7 protein-coding genes and 1 pseudogene are annotated in these 14857 nt (G+C 60.6%); 7 read left to right on the top strand and 1 reads right to left on the bottom strand.

Annotated features, from left to right (window positions below; genetic code table 11):
• The first annotated feature begins 8 nt into the window (after positions 1-8).
• The 5 genes from treS (at position 9) to OKW98_RS15975 (ending at position 10412) form a co-directional block, all read left to right on the top strand.
• A complete protein-coding gene (gene treS / locus OKW98_RS15995; protein WP_265385635.1) occupies positions 9-3335 on the top strand; it encodes a maltose alpha-D-glucosyltransferase in 3327 nt (1108 codons plus the stop codon).
• The gene (gene glgB / locus OKW98_RS15990; RefSeq protein ID WP_265385634.1) at positions 3332-5581 is read left to right on the top strand and encodes a 1,4-alpha-glucan branching protein GlgB; all 2250 of its coding nucleotides are present in this window, start codon (positions 3332-3334) and stop codon (positions 5579-5581) included. Before treS ends, glgB begins: the two co-directional genes overlap by 4 nt.
• 505 nt (positions 5582-6086) lie before the next feature.
• Complete coding sequence (locus tag OKW98_RS15985) at positions 6087-6680, top strand: TIGR04211 family SH3 domain-containing protein (RefSeq protein ID WP_265389748.1); 594 nt, start codon at positions 6087-6089, stop codon at positions 6678-6680.
• Positions 6681-7307: 627 nt separating this feature from the next.
• Positions 7308-9035: a gamma-glutamyltransferase gene (ggt, locus tag OKW98_RS15980; RefSeq protein ID WP_265385633.1), complete on the top strand. Its 1728-nt coding sequence runs from the start codon at positions 7308-7310 to the stop codon at positions 9033-9035.
• 192 nt (positions 9036-9227) lie between these two features.
• On the top strand, positions 9228-10412 hold the full coding sequence (locus OKW98_RS15975; RefSeq protein ID WP_265385632.1) for a DUF1624 domain-containing protein: 1185 nt from the start codon (positions 9228-9230) through the stop codon (positions 10410-10412).
• 175 nt (positions 10413-10587) lie between these two features.
• On the opposite strand, the gene OKW98_RS15970 is transcribed toward OKW98_RS15975, so the two are convergent.
• Positions 10588-11730: a MalY/PatB family protein gene (locus tag OKW98_RS15970; protein WP_265385631.1), complete on the bottom strand. Its 1143-nt coding sequence runs from the start codon at positions 11728-11730 to the stop codon at positions 10588-10590.
• 249 nt (positions 11731-11979) lie between these two features.
• On the opposite strand from OKW98_RS15970, the pseudogene OKW98_RS15965 reads away from it, so the two are divergent.
• Positions 11980-12339: pseudogene (locus OKW98_RS15965) on the top strand (contractile injection system protein, VgrG/Pvc8 family); the annotation flags it as partial.
• 486 nt (positions 12340-12825) lie between these two features.
• Entirely contained in the window at positions 12826-14856 is a 2031-nt protein-coding gene (locus tag OKW98_RS15960) for a lipase family protein (RefSeq protein ID WP_265385630.1), read from the top strand.
• Position 14857 lies beyond the last annotated feature (1 nt).

Genomic DNA, 14857 nt, shown 5'->3' with positions numbered 1-14857 from the left:
ATGTGGTCATGGCAAAGAAACCCCGCAACGCAGCCTTTATCGAAGACCCGCTCTGGTACAAAGATGCGGTGATTTACCAGGTCCACGTGAAATCGTTTTTCGATTCCAACGACGATGGCATCGGTGATTTCCCCGGCCTGATCGCCAAGCTTGACTACATTGCGCAGCTGGGCGTCAACACCATCTGGCTGCTGCCGTTCTACCCGTCGCCACGCCGCGACGATGGCTATGACATCTCCGAGTACCGTGGAGTGCACAGCGACTACGGCACCATGGCCGATGCGAAGAAGTTTATCGCCGAGGCGCACAACCGCGGCTTGCGGGTGATCACCGAGCTGGTCATCAACCACACCTCGGACCAGCATGCCTGGTTCCAGCGCGCACGGCATGCGAAGAAGGGCTCCAAGGCGCGGGATTTCTACGTCTGGTCCGATGACAACACGAAATACGACGGCACCCGGATTATCTTTCTCGACACCGAGAAGTCCAACTGGACTTGGGATCCGGTGGCCGAGCAGTACTTCTGGCATCGCTTCTATTCCCACCAGCCGGACCTGAACTTCGACAACCCGCAGGTCATGAAAGCGGTGATCGAGGTCATGCGCTACTGGTTGGACATGGGCATCGACGGCCTGCGTCTGGACGCGATTCCTTACCTGATCGAGCGTGACGGCACCAACAACGAAAACCTGCCGGAGACCCACCAGGTCCTCAAGCAGATCCGTGCCGAAATCGACGCCAACTACCCCGACCGCATGCTGCTGGCCGAAGCTAACCAGTGGCCGGAAGACACCCAGCTGTATTTCGGTGACCGCAAGGGCAAAGACGGCGACGAATGCCATATGGCGTTCCACTTTCCGCTGATGCCGCGCATGTACATGGCAGTTGCCCAGGAAGACCGTTTCCCGATCACCGACATCCTGCGCCAGACCCCGGAAATCCCGGAAAACTGCCAGTGGGCAATCTTCCTGCGTAACCACGATGAACTGACGCTGGAAATGGTCACCGACCGCGAGCGTGATTACCTGTGGAATTACTACGCTTCGGACCGTCGCGCGCGGATCAACCTCGGCATTCGTCGTCGCCTGGCGCCACTGCTGGAACGTGACCGCCGCCGCGTCGAACTGCTCAACAGCATGCTGCTGTCAATGCCCGGCACGCCGACCCTGTATTACGGCGACGAAATCGGCATGGGCGACAACATCTACCTCGGCGACCGCGACGGCGTGCGCACGCCGATGCAGTGGTCGATCGACCGCAACGGCGGCTTTTCCCGCGCCAACCCGGCGAGCCTGGTCCTGCCGCCGATCATGGACCCGCTGTACGGTTATCAGTCGGTCAACGTCGAGGCGCAGGATCATGACCCGCACTCGCTGCTGAACTGGACCCGACGCATGCTCGCCGTGCGCAGGCAGCAGAAAGCCTTCGGCCGCGGCACCCTGAAAATGCTCTCGCCAAGCAACCGTCGCATTCTTGCCTACACCCGCGAGTACACCGGCCCCGACGGCAAGACCGAAATCATCCTCTGCGTCGCCAACGTCTCGGCCGCCTCCCAGGCAGCCGAGCTGGAACTGGCGCCGTACGCCGGGACCGTTCCGGTCGAGATGCTCGGTGGCAGCGCCTTTCCACCTATTGGCCAGCTCAATTACCTGCTGACGTTGCCACCTTATGGCTTCTACTGGTTCTTGCTGGCCGCGGAGAATCAAATGCCCAGCTGGCACGTTGAACCGGCCCAGAGCATGCCGGACTTCCCGACCCTGGTGCTCAAGCAGCGCCTGGAGGAACTGCTCGAAGAACCCCTGCGCAAGACCATGGAGCAGCAGTCACTGTCAGTCTATCTCCCGAAACGCCGCTGGTTCGCCGGCAAGGGCACGGCCATCGACAGCATTCACATCGCTTACGCCGTGCGCTTCGGTTCCACCGTGCGGCCCGCATTGCTGAGCGAAATCGAAGTCACCTCCGGTGGCGAAACGGTGCGCTACCAGTTGCCGTTCGGGCTGTTGCCGGAAGACGACATCAGCAGCGCCTTGCCGCAACAGTTGGCCTTGTCCCGCGTGCGTCGTGGCCGTCAGGTCGGTTTGATCACCGATGCATTCACCCTCGAACCGTTCATTCGCAACGTCATCAAGGGCATGCAGGAAAAAACCGTGCTGGCCACGCCGGACGGTGAGCTGCAGTTCCAGAGCACCTCGCAATTGGCGCCGCTGGGCCTGAACGAAGACGCCGAGGTGCGTTACCTCTCGGCGGAGCAGTCCAACAGCTCGGTTGTTGTCGGCAAAAAACTCGTGCTGAAGATGATTCGCCGTGTCGCGGCCGGTACTCACCCCGAGTTGGAAATGGGCGCGTACCTCACCGAAGCCGGCTACCCGCACATTTCGCCGCTGTTGGGTGCGGTGGTTCGCGTCGACGGGCAGGGCGAGAAGAACCTGCTGATGATCGCCCAGGGCTATCTGAGCAATCAGGGCGATGCGTGGGAATGGACCCAGAACAACCTCGAGCGCGCCGTGCGTGATCATATGGCCCATGGTCAGTCGGCGCTGGAGCAGCAAGCCAACGCGCTGATCGAGTTGAAAGACTTCGCCGGCCTGCTGGGTCAGCGTCTGGGCGAAATGCACGTGATCCTCGGTGCGCCGACGGACAACCCGGACTTCAAGACCGAAGTCACCAGCGTCAAGGACAGCGAGGCGTCAGCCAAGAGCGTTTCGGCGCAGATCGAGCGCGCGTTGCAGTTGCTTGAGCAGCACCGTGACTCGCTGGAAGCCCAGGATCAGCAACTCATCACTGAACTGCTGGGCAAGCGCAAGGCGTTGCTGGCCCAAGTGAAGACCCTGGCCAAGCAATCCGTCGGCGGCCTGAGAATGCGCGTGCACGGCGACCTGCACTTGGGCCAGATGCTGGTGGTGAAGGGCGATGCCTACCTGATCGACTTCGAAGGCGAACCGGCGCGTCCGCTCCAGGAACGTCGGGCCAAATACAGCCCGTTCAAAGATGTCAGCGGCGTGCTGCGCTCGTTCGACTACGCTGCCGCGATGGCCATGCGCAACGCGCAAAGTGCCGACACCTCGGTGCAGGCTGAAACTGCCCGCCAGCAAGTGGCCGAGACGTATTTGCTGCAGGCGCGCCAGGCCTTCCTCGACGGCTACCGCAAGGCCACCGTGGAAGTGGGTCACGACTGGAAAGATGCCAAAGGTGAAGCGGCCGCGCTGGCCTTGTTCACCCTGGAAAAAGCCGCTTATGAAGTGGCCTACGAGGCCGAGAATCGGCCGACATGGTTGTCGGTTCCGCTTCAAGGCTTGCGCGGGCTTCTAGACCTGTCTGATGGAGAATCAAAATGAGTGCCTCTGACCCATTTGGTAACGGCAACCACGCAATAGTGCCCGGCGCCGTGGACATGGACGCGTTGATCCGTGCGGAGCACCGCGACCCTTTCTCGATGCTCGGCCCCCACAGCGATGGCGCTGAAGGCCAGGTCATCCGCGCTTTTCTGCCCAATGCACTGGCGGTACGCGTGCTCGCGCGCGACGGCGAGCGTGACCTCGGCGAGCTGAGCATGACCGACAAACCGGGCTTCTTTGCCGGGCACTTTGCGGTGCGTGAGCCCTATCTGCTGAAGATCTCCTGGGCCACCGGTGAGCAAATCACCGAAGACCCGTATAGCTTCGGCGAGCAGCTCGGCGAGATGGATTTGTACCTGTTTGCCGAGGGCAACCACCGCGACCTGAGCAGCGCGTTGGGCGCGCAGGTGAAGAACGTCGATGGCGTCGACGGCGTTCGCTTCTCGGTATGGGCACCGAATGCCCGTCGCGTGTCGGTGGTTGGCGATTTCAACAGCTGGGACGGCCGTCGGCACCCGATGCGCCTGCGTCACCCGACCGGCGTGTGGGAGATCTTTATCCCGCGCATCGGCCCGGGCGAGGCCTACAAATACGAGATCCTCGGCCAGCACGGCATCTTGCCGCTGAAGGCTGACCCGATGGCGCTGGCCACCCAGCTGCCGCCTGCCACGGCGTCGAAAGTCGCGGCGCCGCTTGCCTTTGAATGGCAGGACAGCGACTGGATGCAGTACCGTGGCGACAAGCACGACATCCATCAACCGCTGTCGATCTACGAGCTGCACGCCGGCTCGTGGAAGTGGCATCACGGCGATGAAGACGAGCCCGATCGTCCGTACAACTGGCGCGAGCTGGCCGATAATCTGATTCCTTACATCAGGGAAATGGGCTTCACCCACATCGAACTGATGCCGATCATGGAACATCCCTTCGGCGGGTCGTGGGGTTATCAGGTGTTGTCGCAGTTCGCACCGAGCGCGCGTTACGGCAAACCGGAGGACTTCGCCGCCTTTGTGGATGCCTGCCACCGCAACGACATCGGCGTGATTCTTGACTGGGTGCCTGCGCACTTCCCGACCGATGCACACGGTCTGGCTCAATTCGACGGGACTGCCCTGTACGAATACGCCAACCCCCATGAGGGTTTCCATCAGGACTGGAACACGCTGATCTACAACTTGGGCCGCACCGAAGTTCATGGCTTCATGATCGCGTCCGGGTTGCACTGGCTCAAGCACTTCCATGTCGATGCGTTGCGCGTGGATGCCGTCGCTTCAATGCTGTATCGCGACTATTCCCGTAACGCCGGGGAGTGGGTGCCGAACCGTTACGGCGGCCGCGAAAACCTGGAGGCCATCGACTTCCTTCGTCATTTGAACGATGTCGTGGCGATCGAAGCGCCGGGCGCGCTGGTCATCGCCGAAGAATCCACTTCGTGGCCGGGCGTTTCCCAGCCGACCCAACAGGGCGGTCTGGGCTTCTCGTACAAGTGGAACATGGGCTGGATGCACGACACGCTCAAGTACATCGAGCAGGATCCGATCAATCGCCAGCATCACCACGATCGCTTGAGCTTTGGACTCGTCTACGCGTGGTCCGAGCGTTTCGTGCTGCCGATTTCCCACGACGAAGTGGTGCATGGCAAGCATTCCCTGATCGACAAGATGCCCGGCGATCGCTGGCAGAAATTCGCCAACCTGCGCGCTTATCTGTCGTTCATGTGGACCCACCCGGGCAAGAAGCTGCTGTTCATGGGCTGCGAGTTCGGCCAGTGGCGCGAGTGGAACCATGACACCGAACTGGACTGGCATTTCCTGCAGTACGCCGAGCACAAGGGCGTGCACACGTTGGTCAGCGACCTCAACCGCCTGTATCGCACGGAAAAGGCGCTGTACGAGCAGGACTGCCAGCCACAGGGTTTCCAGTGGGTGATCGGTGACGACGCGGGCAACAGCGTCTATGCCTACCTGCGCTGGAGCAAGGAGGACGAGCCGTTGCTGGTGGTCGCCAACCTGACACCCGTGCCGCGTGAGGCCTATCGGGTCGGCGTGCCGTTCAGCGGCAAGTGGGCCGAGCTGTTCAACAGCGATGCGGGGATCTATGCCGGTTCCAACTTCGGCAACGGCGGCGGCGTGCGCACCGACGAGATCAAGAGTCACGGCCAGGCGTTCTCGCTGTCCTTGAATCTGCCGCCGCTGGGCGTGGTGATCTTCAAGCCGACGGTGGAGCAGCTGCAGCAGGAGGATTGATGCTTGCTGCCGCTGCATGATGTTTGTGTAGCCGCCAAGTATTAATCGACTACCAACCTTGTGGGAGCGAGCTTGCTCGCGAGTAGCTTCATATCAGTCGATCTGGTCGCCTGATGAAGCATTCGCCAGCGGACTCGCTCCCACAGTCGTTTCAGGCCTTCTGACAAGCGCTGTAGGACATTTCCCTGACGAATGTCATCCCTCGCTAATGAACCTGACATCTTTTCAATGGTCTGTTGACCACTGCGCGCGCAGTACGCCCGGGGCCCGCCCTTGGGCGTCTGGCTGAATTTCGCCCGCGTCAGATGTCTGTTCCAGCCGTTGCAGCGCGTTGTTCGTCGCTGTCCGATCAGGCGTTATTCCTTTGCATGCGGCCCGCCCATCGGCCTTTTTTTCAATTTGTCGAAGATTATCCATGCCTATTTCCCCCTCCGATGCCTCCCTTCGCTTTACCTCTGTGCCGGGCGTTCGACGCCGTTTGCTCAACGCCGGCCTGATGACCTCAATGTTGACCGCTGCCGTTGCCAGTCCTTTTGCACTCGCCGAGACGTCGAGCAAGGACCGCTGGGTCAGTGACACCCTCAGCACCTACGTGCGCAGCGGCCCTACCGACGGCTACCGCATTGTCGGCACGCTGAAATCCGGGCAGAAAGTCGAGCTGATCAATACCCAGGGCGACTACAGCCAGGTGCGCGGCGGCGCTGGCGATAACGTCTGGATTCCTACTGCTGATCTGCAGGAAGTGCCGGGGCAGGCCGAACGTTTACCGCAATTGACGCAGAAGGCTGCCGACCTCAGCGCGCAATTGAAGACCATCGACGACGACTGGAAGACCAAGGTTCAGGGCATGCAGGAAACCCTCGAGTCGCGCAAGAAGCTGGTCGACGAGCTTGAAGCCCGCACCAAGGATCTGAACGCGCAACTGGCCAGCGCCCAGTCGGATTTGCGCACCACCCAGGCGAAACTGGGTGATGAGAACAATCAAGTGCTGATGCGCTACATGGTCTACGGCGGCAGCATCGCCGGCGCGGGCCTGTTGCTGGGCCTGATCCTCCCGTCCCTGACCAAGGGCCGCAAGCGTAACGATCGGTGGTTCTGAGCACATCCGGCTGCGCCAGTAGTGGGCTGAATCGGCCTGTACTGCAGGAGCGCGCCTGCCCGCGAAGACGCAGTCACATTCAACCTGTTTTCGCCTGACACACCGCGCCTTCTGGAGCCGGCTTGCTGGCGAATCTGGTGGGTCAGTTGCCCATGCGCTACCTGAAAAACCGGGTTCGCCAGCGAGCCGGGTCCTACGGATTTCGGTAGGGCATACAATTTTTAGCGTGCTTCAGTTCGTGGGAGCCGGCTTGCTGGCGAATGCATTCTTTCAGATCAAGGTGTGCAAAATGGCACACCGCCTTCGCGGGCAAGCGCGCTCCTACGCCCTCCGGGCAGAATCCAAATCTCAACCTGACACCCACATCCCGTATCCCCGCAAAACCTGTAGGAGCGCGCTTGCCCGCGAACGCGATCTTCCAGATGACGCAGCGCAGGATGACCCACCGCATTCGCCAGCAAGCCGATATCTGCACTGCTCAATCTCGGGGAAACGCACCTTGTGCCCGGTGTTCATCTCACCGGGATTCCCGAGCATCACTGGCAACTTTCCCCGCATGCGCTATTTTAGTGCGGGGCACCTTCTGCCCACCGTTCTCCCCCTCACAAGAAAAAAGAGAAACCCCCCATGAAGTTCGAACCTTTCGCCAAGTCGCTCGTTGCGACGGCGCTCACCCTCGGTCTGTCTTGCGCTCACGCCGCTTCCGTGGCCCCGGCCGCCGCTGAAAACGGCATGGTCGTTACCGCGCAGCATCTGGCCACCCACGTGGGCGTCGACGTGCTCAAATCCGGCGGTAACGCGGTCGATGCGGCCGTTGCCGTGGGCTACGCGCTGGCCGTGGTCTATCCCGCCGCCGGTAACCTGGGCGGGGGCGGTTTCATGACCATCCAGCTGGCGGACGGGCGCAAGACCTTCCTCGATTTCCGCGAAAAAGCGCCACTGGCGGCCACCGTCAACATGTACCTGGACAAGGACGGCAACGTCGTGCCGGACCTGAGTTCCAAGGGCCACCTGGCCGTCGGCGTGCCCGGCACGGTGTCCGGGATGGAAATGGCGCTCAGCAAATACGGCACCAAAAAGCGCGACGAAGTCATTGCGCCAGCGATCAAACTCGCTGAAAACGGCTTCGCGCTGGAGCAAGGTGACGTCGACCTGCTGGGCACCGCCACCGACGAGTTCAAGGCCGACGCCAAAGACCTCGGCACGATCTTCCTGAACAAGGGCCAGCCGCTGCAAGTCGGTGACACCCTCGTGCAGAAAGACCTCGCCAAAACCCTCAAGGAAATCTCCGCCAAAGGCAGCGACGGTTTCTACAAGGGCTGGGTGGCCAAGGCCATCGTCGATTCCAGCCAGGCGGGGAAGGGCATCATCACCCAGGCCGATCTGGACAAATACGCGACCCGCGAACTGGCACCCATCGAGTGTGATTACCGCGGCTACCACGTGGTCTCCGCGCCCCCACCGAGCTCCGGCGGCGTGGTCATCTGCGAGATCATGAACATCCTCGAAGGCTACCCGATGCAGGCGCTGGGTTATCACTCCGCGCAGGGCCTGCATTATCAGATCGAGGCCATGCGTCACGCCTACGTCGACCGCAACAGCTACCTGGGTGACCCGGACTTCGTCAAAAACCCGATCAGCCATCTGCTGGACCGCGACTACGCCGCCAAGCTGCGCGCCGCCATCGAACCGCAAAAAGCCGGGATCTCCCAGAACATCAAACCCGGCGTCGCGCCCCACGAAGGCAACAACACCACGCACTATTCCATCGTCGACAAATGGGGCAACGCGGTGTCCGTCACCTACACGCTTAACGACTGGTTCGGCGCAGGCGTGATGGCGAGCAGCACCGGCGTGATCCTCAACGATGAAATGGACGACTTCACCTCCAAGGTCGGCGTGCCTAACATGTACGGCCTGATTCAAGGCGAAGCCAACGCCATCGCGCCGGGTAAGTCGCCGTTGTCGTCGATGAGCCCGACCATTGTCACCAAGGACGGCAAGACCGTCATGGTCGTTGGTACGCCGGGCGGCAGCCGCATTATCACCGCCACTCTGCTGACCATGCTCAACGTCATCGATTACGGCATGAACATTCAGGAAGCGGTCGATGCGCCACGCTTCCACCAACAGTGGATGCCGGAAACCACCAACCTGGAAACCTTCGCCATCAGCCCTGACACTCAGAAGATCCTCGAAAGCTGGGGCCACAAATTTGCAGGTCCTCAGGACGCCAACCACTTGGCCGCCATCCTCGTCGGCGCGCCTTCGCTGGGCGGTAAACCCGTGGGCAATAACCGCTTTTACGGTGCCAACGATCCACGGCGCAGCACCGGGTTGTCGCTGGGCTATTGATCTAAACGGCATCTGATTCGCCGGGCGGGGCAGGTGCCTTTGTCCGGTGACCGGGTGCTGTCCTTCTCCCCAGGCAAGGCCCTGCGCGTGATTTTGGTTGCGCGCAGGACGCTCTGAAGTGTTATGTTATAACTCGATTTTACAGGCCGCTGATGGGCCTGTCGGTTATCGCGCTTCGAGAGTCCACTGCGTATGCAAACCCTGTCTGTGCCCCTGCAATCTCCCGCCACGTCCATCGTCCATCCCGGCCGCCTGCAATCGATCGATGCCCTGCGTGGGCTGATCATCGTGTTCATGCTGCTGGATCACGTGCGCGAGACCTTCTTTCTGCACCATCAGGTCAGCGACCCGATGGACGTCGCTCACACCAGCGTCGATCTGTTCATCAGCCGCACCCTCGCGCATTTCTGCGCGCCGCTGTTCGTGTTTCTCACCGGGCTTTCCGCCTGGCTGTATGGCGAACGACACGCGGGCAAGGGCGCGGTGGCGGGGTTTCTGTTCAAGCGCGGGCTGGTGTTGATCGCGCTGGAACTGACGCTGGTGAATTTCGCCTGGACGTTCCAGTTTCCGCCGACGGTGATCTACCTGCAGGTGATCTGGGCGATCGGGCTGAGCATGATTGCGCTGTCAGCGATGGTGGTATTGCCGCGCGGCATATTGGCGGCGCTCGGGCTGGCGATCATCGCGGGGCACAACCTGCTGGATGATGTGCATTTTGCTGTAGGTTCGGCCCTGCACATCCCGTGGGCGATTCTGCATGACCGCGGCTGGATCGAGGTCGGCGACAGTTTGCGCTTGCGTACCTCGTACCCGTTGCTGCCGTGGATCGGCGTGATCGCCGTGGGTTACGCCGCCGGACCGTGGTTTGGCCGCAACGCGAATGCGGAAAAGCGCGAGATCAACCTGATCGCCTGGGGGTTTGGCGCGTTGACGCTGTTTCTCGCACTGCGCGGGATCAATGGCTATGGCGAGAAGCCGTGGTTGGAGGGGGACACCACGGCGCAGACGCTGATGAGCGTTCTCAACGTCACCAAGTATCCGCCGTCGTTGCTGTTCATCAGCCTTACGCTGGGCGTCGGCCTGCTGGTGCTGGCCTGGCTTGAGCGTCAACAGGGGCGGGCATGGCTGCGACCGCTGCTGGTGTTTGGCGCGGCGCCGATGTTTTTCTATCTGCTGCACTTGTACGTGCTGAAGCTGCTGTATATCGGCGCGGTGGCGATCTGGGGCACCACCCAAGGCCAGTACTTCGGGTTCACCTCGGTACTGGGCCTGTGGGGCTGCGCCGCTGTGCTGACCGTTGGGCTATTGCCGGTGGTGAGCAGGTTCGCGGCGCTCAAGGCGCGACGCCGGGACATCGCCTGGCTAAAGTACTTCTGAGTACGGCCATGTAAGGACCGGCTTTAGCCGGGAAGGCGTCAGGCGTCGCGCTGCAAAACTCACGGGGCAGGCGCGGGCCTCTTCCCGGCTGAAGCCGGTCCTACTGAGTGTCTTGCATGCATCCAGTGAGACCTGCTGCGACGCTGACTGTGGGGCCGGCTTAGCCGGGAAGGCGTCAGGCGCCGCGCAGGCTGCGTTCCATCCGCGCCAGACCTTCTTCCAGCATCGGCCGTGGGCAGCCGAAGTTCAGGCGCACGAACTGGCCGCAGTCATCGCCGAATTCCAGCCCGTCGCTGAGCGCGACTTTGGCGTGTTCGAGGAAAAACTGCTGTGGGCTTTCCAGCCCCATGCCGGAGCAATCCAGCCACGCCAGATAGGTGCTCTGGGGCAGGTGCATCGTGATCCCTGGGAATCGGGTTTTGAGGGCCTCGGCCAGGTAATCGCGGTTGTCCTGCAGATACGCGACGACCTGTTCCAGCCACGGGGCGCCCTCGCGATAGGCCACTTCGGTCGCCTCCAGCCCAAGCGCGTTGACACTGTCCACCAGCCCCAGCCGCCCGGCGTTGAAACGCTGGCGCAGGTCGGCGTTCTGCACCACGGCGAACGCCGTTTTCAGCCCGGCGATGTTCCAGGCCTTGCTCGCCGACATCAGCGTCACGCTGCGCGCCGCGATCTCCGGGCTGAGGGAAGCGATCGGCGTGTGCTGACGGCCGTCGAACAGCAGATCGGCGTGGATTTCATCGGAAATGATCAGCGCATCCCGCCGCACGCAGGCTTCGCCGATAGCGAGCAATTCGTCGGGTTCGAAGACCTTGCCCAGCGGGTTGTGCGGGTTACTCAGCAGCAGCGCGCCATGGTCGGGCAGGTCGCGTTCAAGCGCCGCGATGTCCGTGGGGTATTGACCCTGGGCGTCGGCATGGAAGGGCAGATCGATGCGCGGCAGTTTCCAGTTGGCCGGCGCATGCAAGAGCGGCGAGTAGTTGGGCGTCTGCACCAGCACCGCGCTCGACGGCGAAACCAGCGCGTGGAGCGCCATGTTCACCCCAGGCTCGACCCCGGGCAGAAACACCAGATCCTGCGCCTCGATCTGCCAGCCGTAGCGGTCAGCGAGATGCTTGACCAGGGTTTCGCGCAACGCTTGCTGGGGCACGGAATAGCCCAGCAGCGGGTGCTCCAGCCGGTTCTTCAGCGCCTGCACAATGGGCGCAGCCACCGGGAAATCCATGTCCGCCACCCACATCGGCAGCACGTCTTCGGGGTACTGGCTCCACTTTTTGCTGCCGGTGTTCAAGCGCTGAAAAACGTTATTCAGATCCATGTTCTGGCCTGTCCTGCTCGAAAAAAGAGGCGATTGTGCCAGAGAATGCAGGGTTGGGTTTGCTGCCGATTTGCGGTTTGTAGGATTAGTCCGTAAATGCCGCTGGAACCGTCTTCTTCGTGTCTCCCCCTCTGGAGTCACACTTTGAAATGCCTCATCTTCGCCGGCCTCAGCCCTCTCTCATGGACGAGTTGATCCGGTTTCTGCGAACCGGTCAGGGGCGTATTTTCCTGCCAGGGACGCTCGCTCATGCTTACCGGATTGCCGCCTTTCTTCGATCACAGCCGCCATAAACTGGTTGTTCATCGCCTGCCCTTTTCGCTTGATGTGTTGGCGTTTGAGGGCGAAGAGCAGCTAAGTCAGCCATTTCTCTACCGTGTGGAATTCACCTCGGTTGAGCAGGACATTGGGGCTGAACGTGTGTTGGGGCGGGATGCGCAGTTCAGTCTGCATGCGGCGGCGCACACGTTGCCGGTGGCGATTCGTGGTTTGTCGGTGCCGTCAGTTGAACCGCTCCGTACGTTGCATGGGGTCATCACCGGGTTCAAGCAGCTTTCCGGTTCTGCTGATGAAGCGCGCTATGAAGTGACGCTGGAACCGCGCCTTGCGCCCGAAGAAATCGTCTTCAGCTGCAGCGGCGCGTTCATCCGCATCAAGGATGGCGAAATCGAGCTGGGCGCGCCAGGGAACATCCATCACCGGGCCGCTTACGTGCTAAAGGCCGATGCCACCACGCTGACCACCCCGGCGACGCCGATACCGCCGGGCTATTCCGCTGGCTACACCCTCAGCGACCCGATCAAGGGTTACGCCCCCTTCGCCCATTACCTGATCACCACCCAGGAGGGCGAGCGGTTCCCCGGCGTGACCGATAAGGACGGCAAGACCATTCCGGTTCACACGCTGTTGCCCGGGAACGTGGTGATCGAGTTCCCCAATGACAAGCCCGATGAGCAGTGACCACCGCTCAGCGGCCCCGTCGCCCGGATGGGCTGCGATCTGCATCGCAACGGCCACCGACACTGCGTCCGCCGCGAGGCAATCGGCCGCAACGATTTATCACCGCATCAAATCTTCAATCAGGAAGGACCCGGTATGAAAGACAGACAGCACCAGACGGACATCTTTTGCACCTACAAACCTGTGGCTATCGGCCCGCAGAAAACCCATTGGGTTGAATTTCAACTGGTGGACGAACTCGGCGAGCCGCTGGCTAATCTGCCGTGGCGGGCGACCAATCAGGCAGTGCGGGATGGCTGCGTTGCTGAGTACCCGGGGAGCACCGATGCCCAGGGTGTGATTCGACTTGAGGAGCTTTATCCACTAGACGTAACACTGCTAATGCCGGCGGCGCCGTTGGCTGAAGTCCTGCAACAGCGGCGGTTGCGCGCGGTGCGCCCGGAGCCCGAGCGGCCAGGTGCAAGTGACAGCAAACCTCTGTACGGAAAACAGCGTCCCGGGTTTTCGCCGGTGGAAAAGCAGGCGATTGAGCAGGGGCATGCCTATCACTATCTGCGAATAGGACAGTTGTGCGATGAGCTGCCGAAGTTCAATCCGCCCTGGTCAGAGCTGGATCCGCCGCCGGCTTATCATTTCCCGGACACTGAGTTTTCAGGGTTTACGGTGCAATACGAAGCGCTGAACTGCCGGCATGTATTGGAAGTTTGCCCGCTGCGTGCATGGTCGCTGGTGCTGCACGATCAGCCTGAGTACAGCTTGGCGAATGCGTACAACTTGGGGCTGATGAGCATCTTGTCGTACAGCAACCGCGCGGAAAATTTGTACGGGTCGCCTGAGTATTTTTTCGCGGAGCAGTGCCTTGACTTGTCGAGAACTCCGAGAATTTGGGACGGGGGGAGAAATTGGCCATGTCTGGTCACCGACGTGGCGTTTGACCTTCGTTACGAGCCTTGTTACGTAATGAATACGGCCAAAGCAGAGGTGCCAAAAGGAGATACGCAACTGTTCTACGTTAGAAACGCAACACATATGTTAGTGGCATGGCGGGGGACAGATTTTGACCGAATCCACGCCCCTGACCTCATCACTGACCTAACATTTCGTCCCGTGAAGTCTGGATCTCAGGTCGGGTGTAGTCCTTCTGTCCCGTGCGCAGATCTAGTGCCTGAGGGCAGTGTTCATTTAGGCTTCCGTGAGGCTTTCAACGCTGCACGGATCGTATATCCCAAGCGTTTCGAACAATATCTTCCAAACAGTATCGAGGGTAGAAATCTTTATGTGTGTGGGCACAGCCTAGGCGGTGCTTTGGGACTAATCCATGCAGCATCTTTAAAAGACAAGAACCCGCTGTTGTACACCTATGGCATGCCGCGCACGTTCACGTTGAGCGCGGCGAAGAGCTTGAGCGAAATTCGCCACTTCCGTCATGTTAATGACACCGACACCATTCCCAGCGTACCGCCCGAAGCTGCGCTTGATAACCATCTCTATGACCTTTACGGCCCTTTAGGCACGACCTTGGGTTTCGCTTGGTCAATGGGCCAAACGCTCGCAACCAATGTGATTAAATTCGGCGATCCGTATGGCCACCACGGCGAGATTGCCATGCTCTACCGCGTAGAGCAGCACGTGCAAAGCCGAGGCTCTTCTTACCCTGCATACCGTAGCAAGGATGGCCTTGGCGCACCTTACTACAACACCGTCAAAACCAGACTCCCGAAGCGGCCAAACCTTTACCTGGTGCCTAGTTTATGCAGAGCAGCAAATGATCAGGCCAAACAGTCGCAGCGCGCTCTAATGCGTTGCCTCACCCCCGAGGAAAAAGCGCGCTTCTTCCAACCTCATAAAAACATGAAGCCCGGTGGGCTGCTGGGAATTGGCAACCACATGATGGGTGAGTACATGACGCACATCACTCATCGCCTGCTAGCGGCGATCAACCCTGATCGTGAGCCACTGCTTGCTACGCAGGAAGAAATTAATCTTTTCGAGAAACAGATGAGCAAATACGGCAACTCCTCGCCGAAAGACGAACACGAACGCAATAAGCTGTTTCTTGCGATGCATCACGGGGTGATTGCGGCATTAGTGGTCACTCAAGAAATCGAGGGCGGAGTCGAAGCGCTCCAGCGTTTTGATGCGGTTGGAAATGTAATGGGAGGCTAAT

It is taken from the genome of Pseudomonas sp. KU26590 (assembly GCF_026153515.1).
Taxonomy (GTDB): domain Bacteria; phylum Pseudomonadota; class Gammaproteobacteria; order Pseudomonadales; family Pseudomonadaceae; genus Aquipseudomonas.
This window is presented reverse-complemented; position numbering and strand designations above follow the sequence as displayed.

Coding starts and splice junctions, on each gene's coding strand:
- treS (WP_265385635.1), top strand. CDS start 9: ATGGCAAAGAAACCCCGCAACGCAGCCTTTATCGAAGACCCGCTCTGG.
- ggt (WP_265385633.1), top strand. CDS start 7,308: ATGAAGTTCGAACCTTTCGCCAAGTCGCTCGTTGCGACGGCGCTCACC.
- OKW98_RS15975 (WP_265385632.1), top strand. CDS start 9,228: ATGCAAACCCTGTCTGTGCCCCTGCAATCTCCCGCCACGTCCATCGTC.
- OKW98_RS15985 (WP_265389748.1), top strand. CDS start 6,087: ATGTTGACCGCTGCCGTTGCCAGTCCTTTTGCACTCGCCGAGACGTCG.
- glgB (WP_265385634.1), top strand. CDS start 3,332: ATGAGTGCCTCTGACCCATTTGGTAACGGCAACCACGCAATAGTGCCC.
- OKW98_RS15960 (WP_265385630.1), top strand. CDS start 12,826: ATGAAAGACAGACAGCACCAGACGGACATCTTTTGCACCTACAAACCT.
- OKW98_RS15970 (WP_265385631.1), bottom strand. CDS start 11,730: ATGGATCTGAATAACGTTTTTCAGCGCTTGAACACCGGCAGCAAAAAG.